The 23,304-nt window shown below is 67.8% G+C and carries 21 protein-coding genes, 1 tRNA gene and 1 pseudogene; 21 read left to right on the top strand and 2 right to left on the bottom strand.

All coding sequences use genetic code 11. The features are described 5' to 3' along the window. Positions 1 to 2: 2 nt before the first annotated feature. Positions 3 to 170, bottom strand: a complete 168-nt coding sequence (locus AC5RVS_RS14300) for a hypothetical protein (RefSeq protein WP_494108629.1) — start codon at positions 168 to 170, stop codon at positions 3 to 5. 81 nt (positions 171 to 251) lie between these two features. On the opposite strand from AC5RVS_RS14300, the gene AC5RVS_RS14295 reads away from it, so the two are divergent. Then, positions 252 to 1,250 carry a GlxA family transcriptional regulator gene (locus AC5RVS_RS14295; RefSeq protein ID WP_494108628.1) on the top strand — a complete coding sequence of 333 codons (999 nt, stop codon included), beginning with the start codon at positions 252 to 254 and terminating at the stop codon, positions 1,248 to 1,250. Positions 1,251 to 1,417: 167 nt separating this feature from the next. Further along, positions 1,418 to 2,044, top strand: a complete 627-nt coding sequence (locus tag AC5RVS_RS14290; RefSeq protein ID WP_494108627.1) for a hypothetical protein — start codon at positions 1,418 to 1,420, stop codon at positions 2,042 to 2,044. Positions 2,045 to 2,128: 84 nt separating this feature from the next. On the opposite strand, the gene AC5RVS_RS14285 is transcribed toward AC5RVS_RS14290, so the two are convergent. After that, positions 2,129 to 2,201: transfer RNA gene (locus AC5RVS_RS14285), tRNA-Arg, on the bottom strand. A 216-nt stretch (positions 2,202 to 2,417) separates the two neighbouring features. Between AC5RVS_RS14285 and argS the strand changes: the two genes are divergently transcribed. The 19 genes and pseudogenes from argS to AC5RVS_RS14190 all read left to right on the top strand — a co-directional run bounded on the left by argS (position 2,418) and on the right by AC5RVS_RS14190 (position 23,249). Beyond that, positions 2,418 to 4,061 (top strand): arginine--tRNA ligase, encoded by a 1,644-nt coding sequence (gene argS / locus AC5RVS_RS14280; protein ID WP_494108626.1) that lies wholly within the window; start codon positions 2,418 to 2,420, stop codon positions 4,059 to 4,061. Continuing rightward, entirely contained in the window at positions 4,061 to 5,536 is a 1,476-nt protein-coding gene (gene lysA, locus AC5RVS_RS14275; protein WP_494108625.1) for a diaminopimelate decarboxylase, read from the top strand. The genes argS and lysA overlap by 1 nt, the downstream gene beginning before the upstream one ends. Before the next feature lie 56 nt (positions 5,537 to 5,592). Then, a complete protein-coding gene (locus AC5RVS_RS14270; protein WP_494108693.1) occupies positions 5,593 to 6,918 on the top strand; it encodes a homoserine dehydrogenase in 1,326 nt (441 codons plus the stop codon). Continuing rightward, positions 6,919 to 8,019, top strand: coding sequence for a threonine synthase (thrC, locus tag AC5RVS_RS14265; protein WP_494108624.1), 1,101 nt, complete (start codon positions 6,919 to 6,921; stop codon positions 8,017 to 8,019). Beyond that, positions 8,012 to 8,998, top strand: coding sequence for a homoserine kinase (thrB, locus tag AC5RVS_RS14260; protein ID WP_494108623.1), 987 nt, complete (start codon positions 8,012 to 8,014; stop codon positions 8,996 to 8,998). Before thrC ends, thrB begins: the two co-directional genes overlap by 8 nt. Before the next feature lie 317 nt (positions 8,999 to 9,315). Then, a complete protein-coding gene (rho, locus tag AC5RVS_RS14255; protein WP_494108622.1) occupies positions 9,316 to 11,451 on the top strand; it encodes a transcription termination factor Rho in 2,136 nt (711 codons plus the stop codon). Between the two features lie 140 nt (positions 11,452 to 11,591). Continuing rightward, positions 11,592 to 12,671 (top strand): peptide chain release factor 1, encoded by a 1,080-nt coding sequence (gene prfA / locus AC5RVS_RS14250; RefSeq protein ID WP_493989242.1) that lies wholly within the window; start codon positions 11,592 to 11,594, stop codon positions 12,669 to 12,671. 6 nt (positions 12,672 to 12,677) lie between these two features. Beyond that, the gene (prmC, locus tag AC5RVS_RS14245; RefSeq protein ID WP_494108621.1) at positions 12,678 to 13,523 is read left to right on the top strand and encodes a peptide chain release factor N(5)-glutamine methyltransferase; all 846 of its coding nucleotides are present in this window, start codon (positions 12,678 to 12,680) and stop codon (positions 13,521 to 13,523) included. Positions 13,524 to 13,541: 18 nt separating this feature from the next. Next, positions 13,542 to 14,201: pseudogene (locus AC5RVS_RS14240) on the top strand (L-threonylcarbamoyladenylate synthase); the annotation flags it as partial. Between the two features lie 11 nt (positions 14,202 to 14,212). Further along, entirely contained in the window at positions 14,213 to 16,099 is a 1,887-nt protein-coding gene (locus AC5RVS_RS14235; protein WP_494108620.1) for a polysaccharide biosynthesis protein, read from the top strand. Continuing rightward, entirely contained in the window at positions 16,096 to 17,109 is a 1,014-nt protein-coding gene (locus AC5RVS_RS14230) for an MraY family glycosyltransferase (protein ID WP_494108619.1), read from the top strand. The genes AC5RVS_RS14235 and AC5RVS_RS14230 overlap by 4 nt, the downstream gene beginning before the upstream one ends. A gap of 89 nt (positions 17,110 to 17,198) precedes the next feature. Beyond that, positions 17,199 to 17,714: a Cg1360 family ATP-synthase-associated protein gene (locus AC5RVS_RS14225; protein ID WP_493989247.1), complete on the top strand. Its 516-nt coding sequence runs from the start codon at positions 17,199 to 17,201 to the stop codon at positions 17,712 to 17,714. Further along, on the top strand, positions 17,704 to 17,976 hold the full coding sequence (locus tag AC5RVS_RS14220) for a hypothetical protein (RefSeq protein ID WP_493989248.1): 273 nt from the start codon (positions 17,704 to 17,706) through the stop codon (positions 17,974 to 17,976). Before AC5RVS_RS14225 ends, AC5RVS_RS14220 begins: the two co-directional genes overlap by 11 nt. An 86-nt stretch (positions 17,977 to 18,062) precedes the next feature. Beyond that, positions 18,063 to 18,869, top strand: a complete 807-nt coding sequence (atpB, locus tag AC5RVS_RS14215; protein ID WP_493989249.1) for a F0F1 ATP synthase subunit A — start codon at positions 18,063 to 18,065, stop codon at positions 18,867 to 18,869. A gap of 65 nt (positions 18,870 to 18,934) precedes the next feature. Beyond that, complete coding sequence (gene atpE / locus AC5RVS_RS14210) at positions 18,935 to 19,138, top strand: ATP synthase F0 subunit C (protein WP_074701684.1); 204 nt, start codon at positions 18,935 to 18,937, stop codon at positions 19,136 to 19,138. 48 nt (positions 19,139 to 19,186) lie between these two features. After that, positions 19,187 to 19,735: a F0F1 ATP synthase subunit B gene (locus AC5RVS_RS14205; RefSeq protein ID WP_493979718.1), complete on the top strand. Its 549-nt coding sequence runs from the start codon at positions 19,187 to 19,189 to the stop codon at positions 19,733 to 19,735. Next, positions 19,735 to 20,544, top strand: a complete 810-nt coding sequence (locus AC5RVS_RS14200) for a F0F1 ATP synthase subunit delta (protein ID WP_494108618.1) — start codon at positions 19,735 to 19,737, stop codon at positions 20,542 to 20,544. The genes AC5RVS_RS14205 and AC5RVS_RS14200 overlap by 1 nt, the downstream gene beginning before the upstream one ends. A 103-nt stretch (positions 20,545 to 20,647) precedes the next feature. Next, positions 20,648 to 22,285 (top strand): F0F1 ATP synthase subunit alpha, encoded by a 1,638-nt coding sequence (gene atpA / locus AC5RVS_RS14195; protein WP_493989251.1) that lies wholly within the window; start codon positions 20,648 to 20,650, stop codon positions 22,283 to 22,285. 70 nt (positions 22,286 to 22,355) lie between these two features. Continuing rightward, positions 22,356 to 23,249, top strand: coding sequence for a F0F1 ATP synthase subunit gamma (locus AC5RVS_RS14190; protein WP_493989252.1), 894 nt, complete (start codon positions 22,356 to 22,358; stop codon positions 23,247 to 23,249). The last annotated feature ends 55 nt before the right edge of the window (positions 23,250 to 23,304 follow it).

The raw sequence follows: 23,304 nt of genomic DNA, 5'->3' as shown, positions 1-23,304 counted from the left end.
GGTCAGGCCAGTCGGGCGAGGTCGGTGTAGGGGCGGCTCGGGGTGGAGCCGGCCGTCCAGTCGGCCTGCGAGCGTTCCGGCGGGGTGATTCCCCGTCCGTCACGGAGGATCAGCCGGAGGGTACCGGTGATAACGAGGAGTGCCAGGGCGGTGATCAGGAGGAGTTCCATGCCTCCATGGTGGTCCTGCCGCCGACCAAAAAAGAGTGGCAGAAACGACCATAAAGCATAAAAAACTGCCATACTGGGGACATGCTGAAAAAAGTGGCCTTGGTAGTGCTTCCGGGAGCTGCCCCGTTCGAATTCGGGGTGGTCTGCGAAGTCTTCGGCATCGACCGGTCCGACCGCGGGACCGGCGTTCCGGCGTTCGACTTCCGGATCTGCACTCCTGAGCCGGGGACCGTCGGCACCAAGCTGGGGTTCTCCCTGAATGTCCCGCTCGGACTGGAGGCCGCCGCCGACGCCGACCTGGTGGTGGTGGCACCGTACCAGCGCATGGACCAAGCCCCCGAAGCACTTCTGCAGGCCCTGCGTGCCGCCCATGCCCGCGGCGCCTGGGTGTTGTCCGTGTGCTCGGCGGCCTTCGTGCTGGCCGAAGCGGGCCTGCTGGACGGCCGCCGCGCCACCACGCACTGGCAGTACTCGCACCAACTGGCTGCCGAATATCCCCGGGTCGACGTCGACGAAAACGTGCTGTACGTGGAAGACGACCGCATCATCACCAGCGCCGGCACGGCCGCGGGAATCGACGCCTGCCTGCACCTGGTCCGGACCGAACTCGGGGCATCCGTGGCGACGGCCATCGCGAGGGACATGGTGGTGCCGCCGCACCGGGCCGGAGGCCAGGCGCAATATATTGACCGGCCCATGTCGCTGGCCGGCTGCCATACCCTCAAAGACCTGCTGGCGTGGCTCACCGAAAACCTGGCCCAAGAGGTAAGCGTTGCCCAGCTGGCCGCCCGGGTGCACATGTCCGAGCGCACCTTCGCCCGGCGGTTCCGGGCCGAGACCGGCGCGACGCCGGCGGCATGGATCAACGCTCAGCGGGTGCTGCGCGCGCAGGAACTGCTGGAGGAATCGGACCTGAACGTCGAAGAGATTGCCCGGATCACCGGGTTTGGCCAGGCGGTGCTGCTGCGCCACCATTTTGCCAAGGCCGTCGGCGTGAGCCCTGCCTCCTACCGCCGCACCTTCCGTGGCAGCGGCGCCACCGCCGGCGCGCGGCAGCCGGCAGGCAGTGCGGCCGGCTAGGGGCTGGTTCTCACCCCGGCAACCGGGGGAGTGGCCTTGTCCCGCGGCCGGTGTGCATGCACAATCATAAGTGTGCTTAGTAGTCCGTCGGGCGACGCGCGGCGGATGGTCACGGCGCATCGAGGCTTCGGGTGCGCGCACTCGAAGCGAATAAGGGAGAACCGGTAATGAGTTCAGCAGAAGGGGCCAGGAGCCCGAAGCAGCGGCGCAATGAAGTGGTAGCGGCGGAGAGGCGCCAATTCGGCGGCATCAAGTGGGGTTCGGCGTTCTTCGGCTGGCTCGCGGCTACCGGGATCGGGGTCATCCTGACGGCGCTCGTAGCCGCCATCGGCACGGCAGTGGGGATCGCCGAGAGCGCCGATCCTGCGCAGGTTGCCGATCAAGCGTCCCAAAACCTGGGGACGGTCGGAATAGTGGGCGGCATCATCTTGGCCGTCATCCTGTTCATCTCGTACTTCTGCGGCGGATACGTCGCGGGCCGGATGGCCCGCTTCGACGGGGTCAAGCAGGGGTTGGCCGTGTGGCTGTGGGCAATTGTGGTTGCGATTGTGCTGGCCATCCTGGGTCTGATCGCCGGCAGCCAGTTCAACGTCCTGAGCGCCTTGAACAGTTTCCCCCGCGTGCCCCTCGGCGAAGGGGAGTTGACGACCGGCGGCATCGTTTTTCTAGTCGTCGCGGCACTGGTCTCGCTCGCCGGTGCCATTCTCGGCGGCAGGTCCGGAATGCATTTCCACCGCAAAGTGGACCAGGTCGGCGTCGACCGCCAATTCGACGGGCCGCGGGACGGCGAGTGACGCGGGTCCGGCGCTGGCCGACTGTTGTTAACGAGAGAATCCCCGGCGGTTTCGCCGGGGATTCTCCCTTGTCCTGCACATCAGTGCCCTCGATAGGATTCGAACCTACGGCCTTCTGCTCCGGAGGCAGACGCTCTATCCCCTGAGCTACGAGGGCGCGGCACCGGCTGATAACCCGGTGCCCTGCGGGACCTATTGAGCTTATCAGTATCTGAGCCGCCAGAAGAAATGCGCCCGGACCGGGCCCGGCGGCGACGGGGCGGGGGAGCGGCCGGTCCGGTGCGCAGGTCCGTCCGGCCGGGCGGCTGCGAGCCCGGTCACAGCCAGGCCGCCGAAAGCCGGGCGGATCAAGGGATTGCCCTATGCTTGTGGGGTGACTCCTGAAGAACTTTCCGCTGCCATTGCCGCCTGTCTGCAGGCCGCCGTCGACGCCGGCGACTTCGCCGTCGAAATGCCCAGCGAGGTCCGCGTGGAGCGCCCGAAGAACCGCGAGCACGGGGACTGGGCCACCAACATCGCCATGCAGCTGGGCAAGAAGGCCGGCATGAGCCCGCGCCAGTTCGCCGAAATCCTCAGCGCGCGGTTGGAGAAAATCGACGGCGTAAGCCGGGTGGACATCGCGGGACCCGGATTCCTGAACATCACCGTGGACGCCGCCGCCGCGGGAACGCTGGCCCGCAGCATCGTGGAGGCCGGCAGCGCCTTCGGCACCGCCAGCGACCTGGCCGGCCAGCGGATCAACCTCGAATTCGTCTCCGCCAACCCGACCGGTCCCATCCACCTGGGCGGGACCCGCTGGGCGGCACTGGGCGATGCCCTGGCCCGCATTCTGGCCGCCCAGGGCGCCGACGTCACGCGCGAGTACTACTTCAACGACCACGGGTCGCAGATCGACCGCTTCGCCCGCTCGCTGCTGGCGAAGGCAAAGGGCGAACCCGCCCCCGAGGACGGCTACGGCGGGGACTACATCGGCGACATCGCCCAGGCGGTGCTGCGGCAGAACCCGGATGCACTGTCGGCGGCCGACCCGCAGGAAGAGTTCCGCAGCCGCGGCGTCGAACTGATGTTTGCCGGCATCAAGGAATCGCTGCACGAGTTCGGTGTGGACTTCGACGTCTACTTCCACGAAAACTCCCTGTTCGAGGACGGCGCGGTCGAAAAGCTGCTCCAGCAGCTCAAAACCTCCGGCAGCCTCTATTTCCAGGACGGCGCCTGGTGGTTGAGGTCCACCGACTTCGGTGACGACAAGGACCGCGTCGTCATCAAGTCCGACGGCAACGCCGCATATATTGCCGGCGACATCGCGTACTTCAAGAACAAGCGGGACCGCGGCTTTGACCTGTGCATCTACATGCTCGGCGCCGACCACCACGGCTACGTTGCCCGGCTGAAAGCCGCCGCGGCTGCCATCGGCGACGATGCCGACCGGGTGGAAGTGCTGATCGGTCAGATGGTCAACCTGGTCAAGGACGGCAAGCCCATGCGGATGTCGAAGCGGGCCGGCACGGTGGTGACCATGGAGGACCTCGTCGATGCCGTGGGCGTGGATGCCGCCCGCTATGCCCTCACCCGTTCGCACGCCGATTCCAACATCGATATCGATCTGGACCTGCTGGTCAAGCACAGCAACGACAACCCGGTCTTCTACGTGCAGTACGCCCATGCGCGCACCTGTGCCGTCGCGCGCAACGCGGCCTCTTCCGGCGTGGACCGCAGCGCGTTCAATGCATCGCTGCTGGACCACGCCACGGAGAACGAACTGCTGGCGGTGCTCGGCGCCTACCCGTCGGTGGTCGCCACGGCCGCGAAGCTGCGGGAACCGCACCGCATCGCCCGGCACCTGGAAGTCATCGCCGGCGCGTACCACCGCTGGTACGACGCCTGCCGGGTGACGCCGATCGGCGACGGCGAAGTCACCGACACGCACCGTACCCGTTTGTGGTTGAACGCCGCCGTGACCCAGGTCCTGGCCAACGGCCTTGGCCTGCTGGGCGTCAGCGCGCCGGAGAGGATGTAATGCCCGCAGCACACGAAACCGCCGCCGCCTCTCCGCTGGCTCCGGACTGGCTCACCTGCCCGCAGGACGTCAACCGGCTGGACGCCAAGCTCTGGGCCCGGGACGTGTCCCGCGGTGCGGAGGGCGAACTGGAAATCTCCGGCCTCGGCGTCACCCGGCTCAAGGAACAGTTCGGCACGCCGCTGTTCGTGGTGTCCGAGGACGACTTCCGGGCCCGGGCGCGCGAGTTCAAGCAAGCCTTCGACGAGGCTTTCAGCACGCTCTGCGGCGGCGTGGATGTGTACTACGCCGGCAAGGCGTTCCTCAGCGTGGAAATCGCCCGCTGGGTGGCGCAGGAGGGGCTGCGGCTGGACACCTGCAGCGGCGGGGAGCTGGCCGTCGCCGCCCGCGCGGGCATCCCGGGGGAGGACCTGGGCCTGCACGGCAACAACAAGTCGGACGCCGAGCTCCACCGCGCGCTGGACATGGGGCTGGGCCGCATCGTGGTGGACAGCCTGGACGAACTGGCACGCCTCGGAGCCATCGCCGCGGCCCGCGGCGAGATGGCCAACGTGATGCTGCGGCTGACCCCCGGCGTGCACGCGCACACCCACGAGTTCATTGCCACGGCGCACGAAGACCAGAAATTCGGTCTCTCGATGGCCAGCGCCGACGACGGCGCGGGGCACGACGCCGGTGGGCAGCCCCAGTCGGCCGGCTCCCCGGCCGCACAGGCCGTGGCGGCGGCGCTGGAGCACGAGTCCATTAACCTGCTGGGCCTGCACTGCCATATCGGATCGCAGATCTTCGAACCGGAAGGCTTCGCGCTGGCGGCCGAACGGCTGCTCACGTTCGTGGCCGAGGTCAAGCAGGTCCACGGCGTGGAGCTGCACGAACTGGACCTGGGCGGCGGTTACGGCATCGCCTACACCGAGGCCGACGCCCCCCGCCCGCCGGCAGAACTCGCCCAGGCGATGGCCGCCGTCGTGCGGTCCGTCACCGGGCGGCTGGGCATCCGGGTGCCGCGGATCTCGATCGAACCGGGCCGGGCAATCGCCGGGCCCAGCACGTTCACGCTGTACTCGGCCGGCACCCGCAAGACCGTCCAGGTGGACGTGGACGGCGGCGGCAGCAGCCCGCGGCGCTACGTGTCCGTGGACGGAGGCATGAGCGACAACGCCCGCCCCGTGCTCTATGACGCCGACTATTCGGCGGCGCTGGCCTCCCGTGTGACGGACGCGACCCCGATTATTTCCCGCGTGGTTGGTAAACATTGCGAGAGCGGTGACATTGTAGTCAGGAACGTTTACCTGCCCGAGGACATCGAGGCAGGGGACCTGCTGGCGGTGCCGGCGACCGGGGCCTATTGCTGGGCGCTCTCCAGCAACTACAACTACGTTGCCCGGCCACCTGTGGTTGCCGTGCGCGGCGGCGAGGCGCGGTTGATCATCCGAGGTGAAACCGAAGCCGACCTGCTGGCCCGCGACCTGGGCTGACCGCCGGTCGGGCAGCAGCCAATGCGAGTGAATAAAAGACTGAGAGTTTGGGCAGCATGAAAACGCTGAAGGTAGCACTGTTGGGATGCGGGAACGTCGGCGCCCAGGTGGCCCGCATCCTGATTGACGACGCCGATGTGCTCGCCGCACGGACCGGCGCGCGGCTGGAACTGACCGGCATCGCGGTGCGCAACGCCGCGGCCAAACGGGCCGTTGAACTGCCCGCCGAGCTGTTCACCACCGACGCCGCGACGCTGGTCAAGGACGCCGACATTGTGATCGAACTGCTGGGCGGCCTGGAACCGGCCCGGACGCTCATCCGCACCGCGATCGCCAACGGGGCCGCCGTCGTCACCGGCAACAAGGCCCTGCTGGCCGCCGACGGCCAGGAGCTGTACGCGCAGGCCGACGACGCCGGCGTCGAGCTCTCCTTTGAGGCGGCCGTGGCCGGGGCGATCCCGATCCTGCGGCCCATCCGCGAGTCGCTGGCGGGGGACCGCGTCACCAAGGTGATGGGCATCGTCAACGGAACCACCAACTACATCCTGGACCAGATGGATTCCACCGGCGCCCAGTTTGGCGAGGCGCTGGCCGCCGCGCAGGAGCTCGGCTACGCCGAAGCCGACCCCACCGCCGACATCGAAGGCCATGACGCCGCCGCCAAGGGCGCCATCCTGGCCGGGCTGGCCTTCCACACCGCGGTCGACCTGGCCGACGTCCAGTGCCAGGGCATCAGCTCCGTCTCCGCCGACGACATCGCCGCGGCCCGGGACGCCGGCTACGTGATCAAGCTGCTGGCGATCGCCGAGCGGCTGCGCGGCGCCGACGGCCGCGAGGGCGTGTCCGTGCGCGTCCACCCGACCCTGCTGCCGCGCCAACACCCGCTGGCCGCCGTGCACGGAGCGTTCAACGCCGTCTTCGTGGAGGCGGAAAACGCCGGCGAACTGATGTTCTACGGCCAGGGTGCCGGCGGTGCGCCGACCGCCTCGGCCGTGGTCGGCGACGTGGTCAGCGCCGCCCGGCGCATGGTCGGCGGCGGCCCGGGCCGGACCGAGACGGCGACGGTGGACCTGCCCGCCGTCGGGCTCGACTCGGTCAGGACCAGCTACTACATCGGCCTGGACGTGGCCGACCGGCCCGGTGTGCTGGCCCAGATTGCCGGCGTCTTCGCCGAGCACGGGGTCTCCATCGAAACCATGCGCCAGACCATCCACACCGAAGGCCCCCTGGATGCCGCCCACGACGGCGGCAAGGTGACCGCCGAGCTGCGCTTCGTCACCCACCGGGCCTCCGAGGCGTCGCTGGCCGCAACGGTCGAAGCCGTGCGCGGACTCGACATCGTCAACGCTGTTACCTCTGTCCTGCGAGTAGAAGGAATCTAAGTGGCCCACCAATGGCGCGGCGTCATCCGCGAATACGCGGACCGGCTGCCGGTATCGGAGCAGACCGAGATCATCACCCTCGGCGAAGGCGGCACCCCGCTGGTGCAGGCCAAGGCCCTCTCCGAACTGACCGGCTCCGAGGTCTACCTCAAGGTGGAGGGGATGAACCCCACCGGCTCCTTCAAGGACCGCGGCATGACCATGGCCATCACGGCGGCCGTGGAGGCCGGCGCCAAGGCGGTGGTCTGCGCGTCCACCGGCAACACCTCCGCCTCGGCTGCCGCCTATGCCACCCAGGCCGGGCTGAAGTGCGCGGTGCTGGTGCCGGCGGGCAAGATCGCCATGGGCAAGATGAGCCAGGCGATCGCGCACGGCGCCGAGATCATCCAGATCAACGGCAACTTCGACAACTGCCTGGAGGTGGCCCGCAAGCTCTCCGAGGCCTACCCGGTGTTCCTGGTCAACTCGGTGAACCCGGCACGCATCCAGGGCCAGAAGACGGCGGCCTTCGAGACCGTCGACTATCTGGGCGACGCCCCGGACATCCACGTGATGCCGGTGGGCAACGCGGGCAACATCACCGCGTACTGGAAGGGGTACCAGGAGTACGCGGCGCCGTACGAATCGGCCGTTGCCGGCATGCTCCCGCCGGTCGCCACCAAGACCCCCACGCTGTGGGGCTTCCAGGCCGCCGGCGCGGCGCCGCTGGTGCTGGGACACCCGGTGACCGAACCGGAAACCATCGCCACCGCCATCCGGATCGGCAATCCGGCCTCTTGGGACACCGCCGTCGCCGCACGCGACGAGTCCGGCGGGCTGATCGACTCGGTGACCGACGACGAGATCCTGGCCGCGCACCGCTGGCTCTCCTCCCGGGAAGGCGTCTTCGTGGAGCCGGGCTCTGCGGCGGGCGTTGCCGGCGTGCTCAAGAAGCACGCGGCCGGCGAGGTGCCCGCGGGCAAGACCATCGTGATCACGGTCACCGGCCACGGGCTGAAGGACCCGCAGTGGGCGCTGCAGACCCAGGACGGCAGCGAGGTGGCGCCGGTCAAGGTGGACTTCGACGTGGTCAGCGTGGCCAGCGCCCTTGGTCTTGAGTAGCAGCACCTTGCCGGGGGAGGGCACCGCGGTGGCCGGCCGCATCGCGCCCGGACAGCGCGTCACGGTGCGGGTGCCGGCCACCAGCGCCAACCTGGGTCCGGGCTTCGACAGCCTGGGCCTTGCCTTGGCGTACTTTGACACCGTCACGGTGGAATCGACCGACGACGGCGTCTTCCACGCGTCCGTGACCGGCGAAGGCGCGGCGGACCTGCCCTCCGATGAAAACCACCTGATTATCCGCACCTTGCGCAGCACGCTGCGTGAAGCGGGGTACGACGCCGGCGGGCTGCGACTTCAGGCCCGGAACCTCATTCCGCACGGCCGCGGCATGGGTTCCTCGGCCGCCGCCGTCGTGTCCGCCGTGCTGCTGGCCGACGCCCTGCTCCCGGAGCGGGAACGGCTGGGGGCGGCAAAAATCCTGCAGGTATGCTCGGCGCTGGAGGGCCACCCCGACAACGTGGCTCCGGCCCTGAGCGGACAGCTGGCCATCTCCTGGGAAGAAGACGGGGTGTTCTCCAGCACGTGCGTGCCGATCTGCCCGGACATCGTTCCGGTGCTGGCCATCCCGGCCCATGAGCTGTCCACGGAAACGGCGCGCAACCTGCTGCCCGAGTCCGTGCCGCATCACGTTGCCGCCGCCAATTCCGGCCGCGCCGCGCTGCTGGTCCACGCGCTGACCCGCGATCCGTCCCTGCTCAGGGCCGGCACCGAAGACTGGCTGCACCAGCGGCACCGGGCGCCGGCCATGGAACCGAGCGCCGCGCTCATCGCGGCGTTGCGCAGCCAGGGCCACGCCGCCGTCGTCTCCGGTGCGGGACCCACCGTGATGACCCTCGCCGCGGACGAGGCGGAAGCGGCGCAGGTCCAGCGGGCCATCGCCGCGCACCTCGAACACAGCGACATGCCGGGAGACTGGCGTGTGCTGAAACTGGCAGTGGACACAGATGGTGCTAAAGTGGAAGTGCACCCCCGGGATTAACCGGCGAGGACCTGCCGGATGCTCCGGATCAAGCAAGCCGAGTAGCCGTTTGGGCAGGATCCCCGTTCCAGGTGCAGCCTTTCAGGAGCCTTCCGCGGCACTCAACGGCGTTGCTGCCGGCCATCGGCCGGACAGGACCTCACTCGTTCCATCCGGACGGCTTGTTTCAAGGTTTTCATCTCTGATCACCCGGACTTGTTTCGGCATGACGCCGCAGGCAATACCGGACCCAGTCGGGCTTCTCATGCATCGGCCGGGTGGCAAACAACGCGGTGCGCTTCATATGCACACCGCCCGACGAGGGGGAAGGATCCTTCGTGACCGAAACCACTGACCTGACCGCAGGTGTGGAAACAATAGACTCTCCTGCACCGAAGAGTGCAGGCCTTGCCGGCCTGAAGCTGGCCCAACTGCAGGTGCTGGCGGGGCAGCTCGGCATCACCGGCGGCTCGCGGATGCGCAAGGGCGACCTGGTCGCCGCGATTTCCGACCACCAGCGTGGCTCTTCCGTAGCCGACCGCACGGCCAAGAAGGCCGACCAGCCGGTGCGCACCGAAGCGCCGGCGGCGGCCAAGGAAGAGACCGCCGGCCCGGCCGGCGACGGCGCAACCGGCGGCACGTCCGGTGGCGACCTGACCAAGGCGGCGGAGCGGGTCAGCCGCACCCGCAACCGCAACCGCCGCGCCAGCAGCGACGGCGCCGTGGCTTCCGCCGACGGGGAAGCAACGGCCGCCGCCACCGAAGCGCCTGCCGAAGCTCCGGCCGAGTCCCCGGCCCAGGCCCCCGCAGCGGACAACGCTCCGGCCGACGGTGAAGGACGCCAGGAGCGCCGCAGCCGCGGCCGCAACCGCCGTTCCGAATCCGGCCAGCAGGACACGCCCGAGACCAAGGCCGACGCCCCGCAGGAAGCCGCCGAGGGCAAGCCGGCCGAGGGCAGGCAGGACGAGAAGAAGGACAGCCAGGACGGCTCCGGCCAGCAGCAGCAGTCCGGCCGCGGCGACGGCCAGTCGGATCGCCGCAACCGCAGCCGCAACCGGAACGAAGCCGACCGCGACACCCGGGACAACCGCGACACCCGGGAGCGCGACACCCGGGACAACCGCGACACCCGGGAGCGCGACACCCGCGACACCCGCCAGGATGACGGCGACGACGGCGGCCGCGGCCGCAACCGCAACCGCCGCAACCGCCGCGACAACGACAGCAACAACACCCGCTACCGCGACCGCAACGAGCGGCGCCGCGGCCGCGACCGCGGCCCGGAGGTCGACGACACCGAGATTTCCGACGACGACGTGCTGCTGCCCGTCGCCGGCATCCTGGACGTGCTGGAGAACTACGCCTTCGTGCGCACCTCCGGCTACCTGCCCGGACCGAACGACGTGTACGTCTCGCTTGCCCAGGTCAAGAAGCACAACCTGCGCAAGGGCGACGCCGTCGTCGGTGCCATCCGCGCTCCGCGTGACGGCGATTCCGGCGGCCAGAGCAGCCGGCAGAAGTTCAACGCGCTGGTCAAGCTCACCTCGGTCAACGGCAAGCCGGTGGAGGACAACAAGGACCGCGTGGACTTCACCAAGCTGGTTCCGCTGTACCCGTCCGAGCGACTGCGCCTGGAGACCGAGCCGAAGAAGATCGGCCCCCGCGTCATCGACCTGGTGGCTCCGATCGGCAAGGGCCAGCGCGGCCTGATCGTCTCCCCGCCGAAGGCCGGCAAGACGTTGATCCTGCAGTCCATCGCCAACGCGATCACCACCAACAACCCCGAGGTCCACCTCATGATGGTGCTGGTCGATGAGCGGCCCGAAGAAGTCACCGACATGCAGCGCACGGTCAAGGGCGAGGTCATCGCCTCGACCTTCGACCGTCCCGCCGATGACCACACCACCGTGGCCGAACTGGCCATCGAGCGCGCCAAGCGACTGGTGGAGATGGGCATGGACGTGGTCGTCCTGCTGGACTCGATGACCCGCCTGGGCCGCGCCTACAACCTGGCCGCCCCGGCCTCGGGCCGCATCCTCTCCGGCGGCGTGGACTCGTCGGCGCTGTACCCGCCGAAGCGCTTCTTCGGCGCCGCCCGGAACATTGAAAACGGCGGCTCCCTGACCATCCTCGCCACCGCACTGGTGGAGACCGGGTCCAAGATGGACGAGGTCATCTTCGAGGAGTTCAAGGGCACCGGCAACATGGAACTGCGCCTGTCCCGCTCGCTGGCAGACAAGCGCATCTTCCCGGCCGTCGATGTCAACGCCTCGGGCACCCGGCGCGAGGAGAACCTGCTCTCGCCCGAAGAGGTCAAGATCATGTGGCGCCTGCGCCGCGTCCTCTCCGGACTGGACACCCAGCAGGCGCTGGAACTGCTCACCGGCAAGATCCGGGAGACGCAGTCCAACGTCGAGTTCCTGATGCAGGTCCAGAAGACGACGCTCGGCTCGAAGTCCGAAAACGACAAGTAGCTGCCTTAGCCGCCCACACGGGCCGGTCCCGCCTCTGCGCTCGGGCCGGCGTGTGCTGGGCGGCTTGTCGTTTAAGGGCGCATCGCCCGCACCACCGCCATTGCTATCTAGACTTGTTGTGAGTCGAAAGAGGTTTGAAGATGTTTGAGTCCGTTCAGGGGCTTCTTGACGAGCACGCCGAGCTCCAGAAGGAATTGAGCGACCCCGCCGTCTATGCCGACCAGGCGCGCGCGCGGAAGCTGGGGCGGCGGTCAGCGGAGCTGAACGGCATCGTCGAAGCGCACAAGCGCTGGTCACACCTGTCGGACGACCTCGAAGCGGCACGCGAGCTCGCCGACGAGGATCCCGAACTGGCGGCCGAGGTGCCCGGGCTCGAAGCCGAACTCGAAATCGCCCAGGAACGGCTCCGCCGCCTGCTGATCCCGCGCGATCCGGACGACGCCCGCAACGTGATCATCGAGGTCAAGGGCGGCGAAGGGGGCGACGAGGCCGCCCTGTTCGCCGGCGACCTGCTCCGGATGTACATGCGCTACGCCGAGTCCCGCGGCTGGAAGACCGAGATCATCTCCGCGACCGAGTCCGATCTGGGCGGCTACAAGGACGTGCAGATGGCCATCAAGGGCAGCTCCAACGATCCGGCCGAAGGCGTGTGGGCCCGGCTCAAGTTCGAGGGCGGCGTGCACCGCGTCCAGCGCGTCCCGGTGACCGAATCGCAGGGCCGCATCCACACCTCCGCCGCCGGCGTCCTGGTGCTTCCCGAAGTGGACGAGCCGGAAGAGATCGACCTCAGCCCCAACGACCTCAAGGTCGATGTCTACCGCTCCTCCGGGCCCGGCGGCCAGTCCGTGAACACCACCGACTCGGCGGTGCGCATCACCCACCTGCCCACCGGCATCGTGGTCGCCATGCAGAACGAGAAGTCCCAGCTGCAGAACCGCGAGGCCGCCCTGCGCGTGCTCCGGGCGCGGCTGCTGGCCCACCAGCAGGAGCAGATCGACGCCGCGAACTCCGAGACCCGCAAGTCGCAGATCCGCACCATGGACCGCTCCGAGCGCATCCGCACCTACAACTTCCCGGAAAACCGGATCGCGGACCACCGCACCGGCTACAAGGCCTACAACCTGGACGCGGTGATGAGCGGCGAGTTGGAACCGGTGATCCAGTCCGCCATCCAGATGGACGAGGAACACCGGCTGGCCGCCCTCGGCGAGGATAACTAGCCAGCAGTGCACCCCACGAACCTGGCCGAGGCCTTGTCCGCCGCCACCGCGCGGTTGGCCGAGGCCGGCGTCCCCTCGCCGCGGGTCGACGCCGAACTGCTTGCCGCCCACCTGCTGGGGGTTTCGCCGGGGCGTGTCCGCGCGCTGGCGCTGATGGGAGCGGATGCTCCACCCGGGCTCGAGGACCTGGTGGCCGAGCGCGCCACCCGCATCCCGCTGCAGCACATCACCGGCCGGGCCCATTTCCGGCATCTCGAACTGCAGGTGGGACCGGGCGTGTTCGTCCCGCGGCCGGAAACCGAAACCGTCGCCCAGCACGCGATCGACCGCGCCCGGGCTTTGCCCGCGGCCAAAGTGGTGGACCTGGGCACCGGCTCCGGCGCGATCGCCGCCGCCGTGGCCAGCGAAGTTCCCACGGCCACCGTCTACGCGGTGGAACTGAGCGCCCTGGCCCACGCCTGGGCCGAACGGAACCTGGCGCCGCTGGGCGTTACCCTCCTGCGGGAGGACCTGCGCACGGCGCTGTCCGCGCACGACGGAACCTTCGACGTCGTCGTCTCCAATCCGCCGTACATCCCCGCCGAAGCGGTCCCGCGCGAGCCCGAAGTGGCCGACCACGACCCGCAGATGGCGCTCTACGGCGGGGGAGCGGACGGCATGGAACTGCCGGCGGCCACGGCCGCCGCTGCCGCGCGGCTGCTGAAGCCGGGCGGCCATTTCATCATGGAGCATGCCGAAGTCCAGGCCGCCGCCGTGCTGTCCCTCCTGCGCTCGGCGGGATGCTGGCAGCAGGTGGCCACCCAGTACGATCTGACCGGGCGCGAGCGTGCCACGTCGGCTCAACGGTTATGAGAATGGAACAATGAGACTGTGAGCACTACGTATAACTGCGACGACGCCGCAGACCGCAGCGAGGGACTGGCGGCGGCACAGGCCGCCATCGCCGACCGGCAGTGTGTTGTCATGCCTACCGATACCGTCTACGGGATCGCCGCCGACGCGTTCTCGCCGCAGGCCGTGGCCACCCTGCTGGCCGCCAAGGGACGCGGGCGCAAAATGCCCCCGCCGGTGCTGGTGCCGCGGCCGCAGACCATGGACGGACTGGCCACCGACGTGAGTGATGAAGCCCGGGCCCTCGCCGACACCTTCTGGCCCGGCGGGCTGACCCTGATTTTCCGCGCGCAGCCGTCGCTGACCTGGGACCTGGGCGAAACCAAGGGTACGGTCGCCCTGCGCATGCCCAACGACGAACTGGCGCTGGAACTGCTGGCAGCCACCGGGCCGCTGGCCGTGTCCTCCGCGAACCGCACCGGCCAGCCGTCGGCGCAGACGGCCGCGCAGGCCCTGGAGCAGTTGGCCGAGTCCGTGGACGTCTACCTGGAAGACGGCTTTCGGCCGGTCGGGGGGACGACGGCGGTGCCCTCCACCATCGTCGACTGCACCTCCGCCACGCTGCGGGTGGTGCGCGAAGGCACCATCAGCCTGGAGACATTGCGGACCGTCGTACCGGGCATCCTGGGCCTGGGGGAGACGGCAGAGGCATGAGCCACGATTCCGCTCTGCCCCGCGGCAAGACCGCCAGCAGCGACCGTGCCCTCTGGCTCTGGTCGCAGATCCTGCTGGACTCCCTGGCCTGGGTCCTGGCCATCGTCCTGGCCGTCTTCCTGCGCTACGAGATGACGCTGAGCCTGACCAAGGTCCCGGGCATCATCCTGCTCTGTGCGGTGGCCATCGCGGCCCAAATAGCCGTCGGGTCCGCCTTCGCGCTCTATAAGGGGCGCTACAGTTTCGGCAGCTTCCACGAGGCCAAGCTGCTGGTGATGGTGACCATCTCGGTCTCGTTGATCCTGAGCGTCGGACTGCTGCTGTTCGGCATCTCGCTCGGGATCGCGCGCGGCACCGGCCTGATTGCCTTCCCCTTCGCCTGCCTGTTCATGGCCGCCGTCCGCTACCTGAAGCGCATGTATGTGGAAAGCAAGGCCAAGCCGGGCGACGAGGCCGAGCGGACGCTGATCTACGGCGCCGGTTTCGTCGGCAACAACATCGTGACCCGGATGAGCAACGACCCGGCCTCGCCGTGGCTGCCGGTGGGGCTGATCGACGACGATCCGGCCAAGAAGCACCTGCGCATCGCCTCCGTCCCGGTCCTGGGCCGGATGGAGGACCTGCCGGAGATCGCGCACCGCACCGGGGCGACCGTGCTGCTGGTGGCGATCGCGGACATCGACTCCGCGCGGATGCGACAGATCTCCGACAGCATCGCGGGCCGGAACATGCGGGTGCTGGTGGTACCGCCGCTGAAGGAGATGCTCACCGGACGGCAGGACTTCTCCTTCCGCGAGGTGGACATCGAGGACCTCATCGGGCGGCAGCCGGTGGACATCCACGTCGAAGAGATTGCCCACTACGTCACCGGCAAGCGCGTGCTCGTCACGGGCGCCGGCGGGTCGATCGGTTCCGAGCTGTGCCGCCAGATCCACGCGTTCCAGCCGGCCGAGCTGATCATGCTGGACCGCGACGAGACCGGGCTGCAGGGCACGCAGATCTCGATCACCGGCAAGGGCCTGCTCACGGGCAGGGACACCGTGCTGGCCGACATCCGCGACCCCGCCGCCCTCGAGGCCATCTTCCTGGACCGCAAGCCGGAAGTGGTGTTCCACGCTGCGGCGCTCAAGCACGTGTCGTTGCTGGAGCAGTATCCGGAGGAGGCCTGGAAGACCAACGTGCTCGGTTCGCTGAACGTGCTGCGCGCCGCCCGCGCCGCGCAGGTGGCGACCTTCGTCAACATTTCCACCGACAAGGCCGCCAACCCCACCACCGTGCTGGGCCATTCCAAGCGCGTGGCGGAAAAGCTGACGGCCTGGGTGGCGCAGGAAACCGGGCAGAAGTATGTCTCCGTCCGGTTCGGCAACGTGCTGGGCAGCCGCGGTTCGGTGCTGCCGCTGTTCAGCGAGCAGATCCGCAAGGGCGGTCCGGTCACGGTCACCGACGCCGCGGCCACCAGATTCTTCATGACGATTCCGGAAGCCTGCCAGCTGGTGATCCAGGCCGGCGCCATTGGCAGCGGCGGCGAAGTGCTGATCCTCGACATGGGCGAACCGGTGAAGATCCTGGACGTCGCCGAGCGGATGATCGCGATGTCGGGCAAGGACGTGGAAATTGTCTTCACCGGCCTGCGCCCCGGCGAGAAGCTGCACGAGGACTTGATCGGCGAGGGCGAAAGCGATTCCCGGCCGCTGCACCCCAAAATTTCGCACGCCTCCATCGAGGGGCTGGACCCGGACCGGATGAGCCTGGCCGAGTGGAAGAGCCGGCAGGACCTGGTCGCGGCCTCGACGGGCGCGATGGACGTGGTCCCGGCGGCAGCGGCCGCCGATGACGAACTCGAGGCCGGACTCAAGGCCGACGGGCGGGAGCGGGCGTCGTGACCGCAGCCGTGGTGGCCGTTGCCGCGGCCCTCCTGCTCAGCCTGTTGCTGCCGTTCGCGCTGATCCCGATGCTCAAGCGGCTCGGCGTACTCGACGTGCCGAACGAGCGGTCCTCGCACACCCGCGTCGTCGTCCGCGGCGTGGGCATCACCGTGGCGGCCGGGCTGCTGGCCGGGCTGCTGATCGCGGCGCTGGGGGGTGCCGCCGACGCGCCGCGGCTGCTGCTCGCGGTCGCCGGGGTGTCCGCCGCCGCCGCGCTGTTGGGCTGGATCGAAGACTTACGGGGACTGTCCATCCGCGGACGGGCCGCGCTGCAACTGGGCATCGGAGCCGGCGGCACCGCGCTGGCCATCGGACTCACCGGCCAGACCTGGTGGTGGCTGCCGCTGGGCGCACTGGCCCTGGCGGCCTACATCAACATCGCCAACTTCATGGACGGCATCAACGGGATATCCGGGTTGCACGGCCTGGCCGTCGGACTGATGTTCGCCGCTACCGGTGCCGTCACCGGCCACGGCTGGCTCGTGGTCGGCGGGACCGTGGTGGCGGCCGCGTTTGTGGCGTTCCTGCCGTGGAACCTGGGCCGTGGAAACGTCTTTCTGGGCGACGTCGGCAGCTACCTGCTCGGGGCGAGCCTGACCATGCTGGGCATCACCGCCTTTTTGGACGGCGTGCAGGCGGAGTACCTGCTGGGACCGGTGGCCATCTACCTGGCCGACACCCTCGCCACGCTGCTGCGCCGGATCAGCGCGGGGGAGCGGTGGTATGCGCCCCACCGCCAGCACGCCTACCAGCGGCTGACGGACGTGAGCTTCAGCCACCTGCAGTCGGCGCTGCTGGTCACCGGCTGTTCGTTGCTGACCGGCTTCTGCGGTTACCTGGCGGCCGAATCGGGCCTCGCGGGCAAGGCGGCAGCCATCGCCGCGTGCGCCGCCGTCGTCGTTTTTTATCTGCGCGCGCCGGTGCTCTTTAGCCGCCGCTCTTCAAACGCCGCAAGACCGCCGGCGTAACAGCCGGGCCCGACTCGTCGGCAAGTTCTATCTCATGTAGAATAAACCCGGCCGTTCCGGCCCCCACAGCGATCGAAAACGGACTTCCAATGCGCGCTTCCCGCCACGACGGCTACCCCGCCGCTGGCGCAGCTGTCGCTGCATCCGGTCCCACGCGGTCGCCGTGGCTGAAGATCCTGCGGTCCGCCCTGGTCGCCGGCGGCGCCACCGCCGTGCTGATCATCGTGATGTCGACGGTGGCCGCGGGTGCGGCCGGCGCGCTGAGTGCCCTGCTCGGCGCGGCGCTGGTGGTGCTGTTCTTCGCCATCAGCCTGCTGGTGGGCCATTTCGTGGGACGGTCGAATCCTTCCGGCGCCATCGGCGCCTTCATTGCCACCTACATCATCAAGGTGGTGGGTTTTGGGGCCGCGCTCTTCCTCATCGGGACCCCGATGTGGCTCGAGCGGACCTGGTTCTTCGTGGCGGCGGTGGCCACCGTGGTGGTCTGGCAGGCGGCTGAAGTTTTTGCCTTCTCGCGGACGCGCCACCAGCTGTACGCGGATCCCGAACCGGAGCCGGCAGACAGCCGGCAGCCCACGAAAGGGGAGACCGGACATGGCAGCTAAAGGCACTTCCGGCCCCGCGCGGAGCGGTTCCGGGGACGACTCCACCTACCAGGGCGGCAACACCGTCCTCACCTATATCCTTGGCGGGATCATCGCCTGGGGTTTGATAGGCTGGGGTTTGGACTATCTGTTGGATACCCGCTGGCTGATTTTCGCCGGTGCCGTTCTGGGCGCTGGAGGCGGATATTATCTGGCCCGCAAACACAACCTCACGCGCGGCGCCCGGCGCCGCCATGAGGACGGCGCGGGGGACCACACCTAAATGTCAGAAAACTTCATATGGTGGCCTGCCTCGATGGCGACCCACCCTGAAACGCCCAAAGATGGACACTGCAGAGAGGAAACGCGTTGATCGCGCTTGCGCTTCCGGCGGCCGCTGATGAAGGTGGCTTCGTCCCACCGACCCTCGAAGATATGCATCTACCGGAGGTTCTCCCGTGGATGGCCCCGTACGGTGAGGGCTTCGGCAAGCAGATGCTGCTGGTCCTGCTGTCCGTCGCACTGATTTCCTGGTTCTTTGTGGCGGCCTCCCGCCGCCGCCAGCTTGTCCCCGGCAAGCTGCAGCACCTGGGCGAAATGAGCTATAACTTCGTCCGCAACTCGGTGGGCAAGGACATCATCGGTGAGCGCGATTTCAAGCCGTTCGTCCCGCTGCTGCTGGCACTGTTCTTCTTCATCCTGGTGAACAACCTCTTCGGCTCCATCCCGCTGCTGCAGCTGCCGACCCCGTCGCACGTGGGCACGGCCTACGCACTGGCCGGCATCGTCTACATCACCTGGATTGCGCTGGGCATCAAGAAGCACGGCATCGGCTACTTCAAGCTCGCCGTCGTTCCGTCCGGTGTGCCGAAGGCGATCCTCCCGCTGGTCGTCCTCATCGAGATCATCTCCACGTTTTTGGTCCGCCCGGTCACGCACAGCCTCCGTCTGTTCGCCACCATGCTGGCCGGCCACCTGATCATCATGCTGGCCGCCGCCGGATCCGAATTCCTGATCATGGATGCCGACTTCTGGTTCAAGCCGCTGGGTATCCTGACCCTCGCCGGCGGCGTGGGCATGTACTTCTTCGAAATCCTGATCCAGGTCCTGCAGGCGTACGTGTTCGTCCTGCTGACCGCGATCTACATCCAAGGCTCCCTGGCCGAGGAACACTAAATTTCCCCGCTGGGGAAGAACCTGAACCAACAACCTGCCCGCGTGGGCATCTTGAAAGGAAAATAATGGAAGGCAATATCAACCTCGTCGGTTACGGTCTCTCCGCTATCGGCGGTGCCATCGGTGTGGGCCTCGTGTTCGCTGCTTACATCAACGGCGTTGCCCGTCAGCCGGAGGCACAGCGCGTGCTGCAGCCGATCGCATTCCTGGGTCTCGCGCTGACTGAAGCTTTGGCCATTCTTGGTCTGGTGTTCGCGTTCGTCCTCTAACCAGGGCAACGCGGACCATCCACACCGAGTAGATAGGACGGGTGAGATATGAATCAGGCAATGATCCTCGCCGCCGCGGAGGGTGCCAACCCTCTGATCCCTAACATCTGGGAAATCGTCGTCACGCTGATCGGCTTCGCGATTCTCATGTACATCGTCGCCAAGTTCGTCGTTCCGGCGTTCGAGAAGACGTATGCGGAGCGCACCGAAGCCATCGAGGGCGGGATCGCCAAGGCGGAGGCCGCCCAGGCTGAAGCCAGCGCTGCGTTGGACGAGTACAAGCAGCAGCTGATGGACGCCCGCGCGGAGGCCAACCGCATCCGCGAGGACGCCCGCGCCGAAGGCGCCCAGATCCTGGCGGAGCTGAAGGAAAAGGCCCAGGCAGAGGCTGCACGCATCAGCGAGCAGGCCCAGGTCCAGATTGACGCAGAGCGTCAGGCCGCCGTGACATCGCTTCGCAGCGAAGTCGGCACCCTGGCCACCGAACTGGCCGGCAGGATTGTCGGCGAGTCGCTGAACGACGACGCACGCGCTGCCCGCGTCGTGGACCGCTTCCTCGCCGACCTTGAGTCTCAGAGTGCAGGTGCTGCTAAATAATGGCCGGTGTATCGAGCGAGTCACTGAAAGCGGCACAGCAGGAACTGGAGGCTAAGCTTCCCACCGCTTCGCTGTCCCTGGCAGAGGAACTCTTTGGGATCCTGGGCCTGCTGGACAGCAATGCCGGTCTGCGCCGTGCCCTGACCGATCCGGCGCGCGACAGCACGGAGAAGGCCGACATGTTCGGCCGTCTCCTCGAGGGGAAGGTCTCGGCTGATGCCCGGGCCATCGCGACCTCGTTGGCTGCCGCGCGTTGGGCCTCTGCGCGCGACATCGGGGACGCCTTGGAGACCTTGGCGGCAACCACGGCTGTCGCCGTTGCAGAGGGCCAGGGTGTTGACGGACTCGAAGGTCTGGAGAGGGACCTGTTCGCGTTCAACCGCATTGTCGGGTCGGACCACGACCTGCAGCGTGCCCTGCTTGAACCCCAGGCTTCGGACGAAGCCAAATCGGCGCTGGCACTGAAGCTGGTGCCGGCCGCGGGTCCCGTAGCACAGCTGCTGATCCGGCAGGCGGTGACCGCCCCGCGCGGCATCAAGCCTACGGCCCTGGTAGAGCGGTTCATCCAGTTGGTGGCCAAGCGCCAGCAGCGTTGGATCGCGGAGGTCAGCGTTACCCGTCCGCTGACCAGCGAACAGATGAACCGCCTGCAGGCCGGGCTCAACCGGTTGTACGGCCGGGAGCTGCGGATCCACTTCAACGTTGATCCACGGCTGGTTGGCGGCGTGCGGGTCATGGTCGGGGATGAGGTCGTGGATGCGTCCGTGATCTCCCGCCTGGCCGAACTCCGCCGGAGTCTCGCGGTCTAGTCTCCTCACGGAGACTGGGCCGGAAGCCTCACACAGACTGAAAAACACACCGGTCGTCGCGCACCACGCGATGATCATAAACACAGGAGAGCAGGGACTGCAGATGGCCGAATTGACCATCAACGCCGACGACGTCCGCAATGCGCTGAACGAGTTCGCGGCGTCCTATGAACCCGGAAGCGCCGAGCGGGTCGAAGTCGGCCACGTGACCACCGCCAGCGATGGCATCGCCCGTGTCGAGGGTCTTCCCTCGGCCATGGCGAACGAACTGCTGCGTTTCGAGAACGGCGTCCTGGGCCTGGCCCAGAACCTCGACACCCGCGAAATCGGCGTGGTGATCCTCGGTGAATTCACCGGCATCGAAGAAGGCATGGAAGTTCACCGCACCGGTGAGATCCTGTCCGTACCGGTCGGCGACGCCTTCCTGGGCCGTGTCGTGGACCCGCTGGGCCTCCCGATCGACGACAAGGGCCCGATCGAATCGCACGAGCGCCGCGCACTGGAGCTGCAGGCCCCGGGCGTTACCCAGCGCAAGTCCGTGCACGAGCCGCTGCAGACCGGCATGAAGGCCATCGACGCGATGATCCCGATCGGTCGCGGACAGCGCCAGCTGATCATTGGCGACCGCCAGACCGGCAAGACCGCCATCGCCGTCGACGCCATCTTGAACCAGAAGGCCAACTGGGAGTCCGGCGACGTCAACCGGCAGGTCCGCTGCATCTACGTGGCGATCGGCCAAAAGGCATCGACCATCGCTGCCGTCCGCCAGACCCTGGAGGACAGGGGTGCGCTGGAGTACACCACCATCGTGGCGTCCCCGGCCTCCGATCCCGCCGGCTTCAAGTACCTGGCGCCCTACGCCGGTTCGGCCATCGGCCAGCACTGGATGTACTCCGGCAAGCACGTGCTGATCATCTTTGATGATCTCTCCAAGCAGGCCGAAGCCTACCGCGCCGTGTCGCTGCTGCTGCGCCGCCCGCCGGGACGCGAAGCCTACCCGGGCGATGTGTTCTACCTGCACTCCCGCCTGCTGGAGCGTTGTGCCAAGCTCTCCGACGAGCTGGGCGCGGGTTCGATGACCGGCCTGCCGATCATCGAGACCAAGGCGAACGACGTCTCGGCCTACATCCCGACCAACGTCATCTCCATCACGGACGGCCAGATCTTCCTGCAGTCCGACCTGTTCAACGCCAACCAGCGTCCCGCCGTGGACGTCGGCGTGTCCGTCTCCCGCGTGGGCGGTGCGGCCCAGGTCAAGGCCATGAAGAAGGTCTCCGGCACCCTGAAGCTGGACCTGGCCCAGTACCGGGACATGCAGGCGTTCGCGATGTTCGCCTCGGACCTCGATGCGGCGTCGCGCCAGCAGCTGACCCGCGGTGCCCGCCTCATGGAGCTGCTGAAGCAGGGCCAGTACACGCCTTACCCCGTGGAAAACCAGGTTGTGTCCATCTGGGCCGGCACCAACGGCTACCTGGACGATGTTCCGGTCGAGGACGTCACCCGTTTCGAGACCGAGTTCCTCTCGCACCTGCGGCACCGCAGCTCGGTGCTGACGACGATCGCCCAGACGAATCTGCTCGAGGATTCCACCGTGGACGAGTTGAAGTCGCAGATCGTGGACTTCAAGCAGGGCTTCTTCGGGGAGGGCGACAGCCGCTTGGTTGGCGCCGGCCACGAAGAGTACGACCCCCTGGCCGAAGACGAAGTCGCCCAGGAACAGATCGTCAAGCAGAAGCGCTAATTCATCTTCGTTGGCCGGGCGGAACCACTAACGGTTCCGTCCGGCCGCCGAGGACGAGGAAAGGAAGAGTATGGGAGCCCAGATTCGGGTCTACCGCCAGAAGATCGCATCGACTTCGTCGCTGCGGAAGATCTTCAAGGCGATGGAGCTGATCGCCGCCTCACGCATTGGCAAGGCCCGCAGCCGCGTCGCGGCCTCGTTGCCGTACGCCAATGCGATCACCCGTGCCGTTTCTGCCGTGGCCTCGCAGTCCGAGATCGACCATCCGCTGACCACCGAGCCGGAGCAGATCCGCAGGGCCGCCGTGCTCGTGCTGACCTCCGACCGCGGTCTGGCGGGATCGTACTCCGCGTCGGTGCTGAAGCAGGCCCAGTCCCTGACCGAGCTGCTTCATGGAGAGGGCAAGGAAGTCCGCCACTACCTGGTCGGCCGCAAGGCACAGGCCTACTTCGACTTCCGGAACATTCAGTACCAGGAGGTCTGGACCGGCGGAACAGACGCTCCGGAGTTCGCGACCGCCCGCGAGATCGGCGAGGCACTGCTCTCCGACTTCAACACGGCGTACGAGGACGGTGGCGTAGACGAGCTCCATATTGTCTACACCCGCTTCAAGTCCATGGTTGTCCAGGAGCCTGCGGTCATCCGACTGCTGCCGCTGGAAGTCGTGGAAGAAGAGGCCACCGCAGAGACCGATCTGCTGCCGCTGTACGAGTACGAGCCGGAGCCCGAGCAGGTTCTGGACGCACTGCTGCCGCGCTACATCGAGTCGCGCATCTTTGCCGCCCTGCTCCAGGCCGCTGCCAGCGAGCTGGCGGCACGCCAGCGCGCGATGAAGTCGGCCAGCGACAATGCCACGGACCTGATCGAGAAGTACACCCGTCTGCGCAACAACGCGCGCCAGGCAGAGATTACGCAGGAACTCACCGAGATTGTCGGTGGCGCGGACGCCCTGGCGGCGTCCTGATAAGTCCCTGCAGCAACAGCACACATAACCACGCCATCGAAACTGAGAAGTGAGA

The organism is Arthrobacter sp. Y3221048, from assembly GCF_059092685.1.
The sequence above is the reverse complement of the archived record's forward strand: the minus strand, read 5'-3'. Positions and strand labels throughout refer to the sequence as shown.

Bases quoted from the DNA above. Each gene is read 5' to 3' on its own strand.
- AC5RVS_RS14205 (WP_493979718.1), top strand. From the start codon at position 19,187: ATGAATCAGGCAATGATCCTCGCCGCCGCGGAGGGTGCCAACCCTCTG.
- AC5RVS_RS14300 (WP_494108629.1), bottom strand. From the start codon at position 170: ATGGAACTCCTCCTGATCACCGCCCTGGCACTCCTCGTTATCACCGGT.
- AC5RVS_RS14190 (WP_493989252.1), top strand. From the start codon at position 22,356: ATGGGAGCCCAGATTCGGGTCTACCGCCAGAAGATCGCATCGACTTCG.
- AC5RVS_RS14235 (WP_494108620.1), top strand. From the start codon at position 14,213: ATGAGCCACGATTCCGCTCTGCCCCGCGGCAAGACCGCCAGCAGCGAC.
- AC5RVS_RS14225 (WP_493989247.1), top strand. From the start codon at position 17,199: ATGCGCGCTTCCCGCCACGACGGCTACCCCGCCGCTGGCGCAGCTGTC.
- AC5RVS_RS14295 (WP_494108628.1), top strand. From the start codon at position 252: ATGCTGAAAAAAGTGGCCTTGGTAGTGCTTCCGGGAGCTGCCCCGTTC.
- AC5RVS_RS14200 (WP_494108618.1), top strand. From the start codon at position 19,735: ATGGCCGGTGTATCGAGCGAGTCACTGAAAGCGGCACAGCAGGAACTG.
- atpA (WP_493989251.1), top strand. From the start codon at position 20,648: ATGGCCGAATTGACCATCAACGCCGACGACGTCCGCAATGCGCTGAAC.
- AC5RVS_RS14290 (WP_494108627.1), top strand. From the start codon at position 1,418: ATGAGTTCAGCAGAAGGGGCCAGGAGCCCGAAGCAGCGGCGCAATGAA.
- AC5RVS_RS14270 (WP_494108693.1), top strand. From the start codon at position 5,593: ATGAAAACGCTGAAGGTAGCACTGTTGGGATGCGGGAACGTCGGCGCC.
- AC5RVS_RS14220 (WP_493989248.1), top strand. From the start codon at position 17,704: ATGGCAGCTAAAGGCACTTCCGGCCCCGCGCGGAGCGGTTCCGGGGAC.
- prfA (WP_493989242.1), top strand. From the start codon at position 11,592: ATGTTTGAGTCCGTTCAGGGGCTTCTTGACGAGCACGCCGAGCTCCAG.
- lysA (WP_494108625.1), top strand. From the start codon at position 4,061: ATGCCCGCAGCACACGAAACCGCCGCCGCCTCTCCGCTGGCTCCGGAC.
- atpE (WP_074701684.1), top strand. From the start codon at position 18,935: ATGGAAGGCAATATCAACCTCGTCGGTTACGGTCTCTCCGCTATCGGC.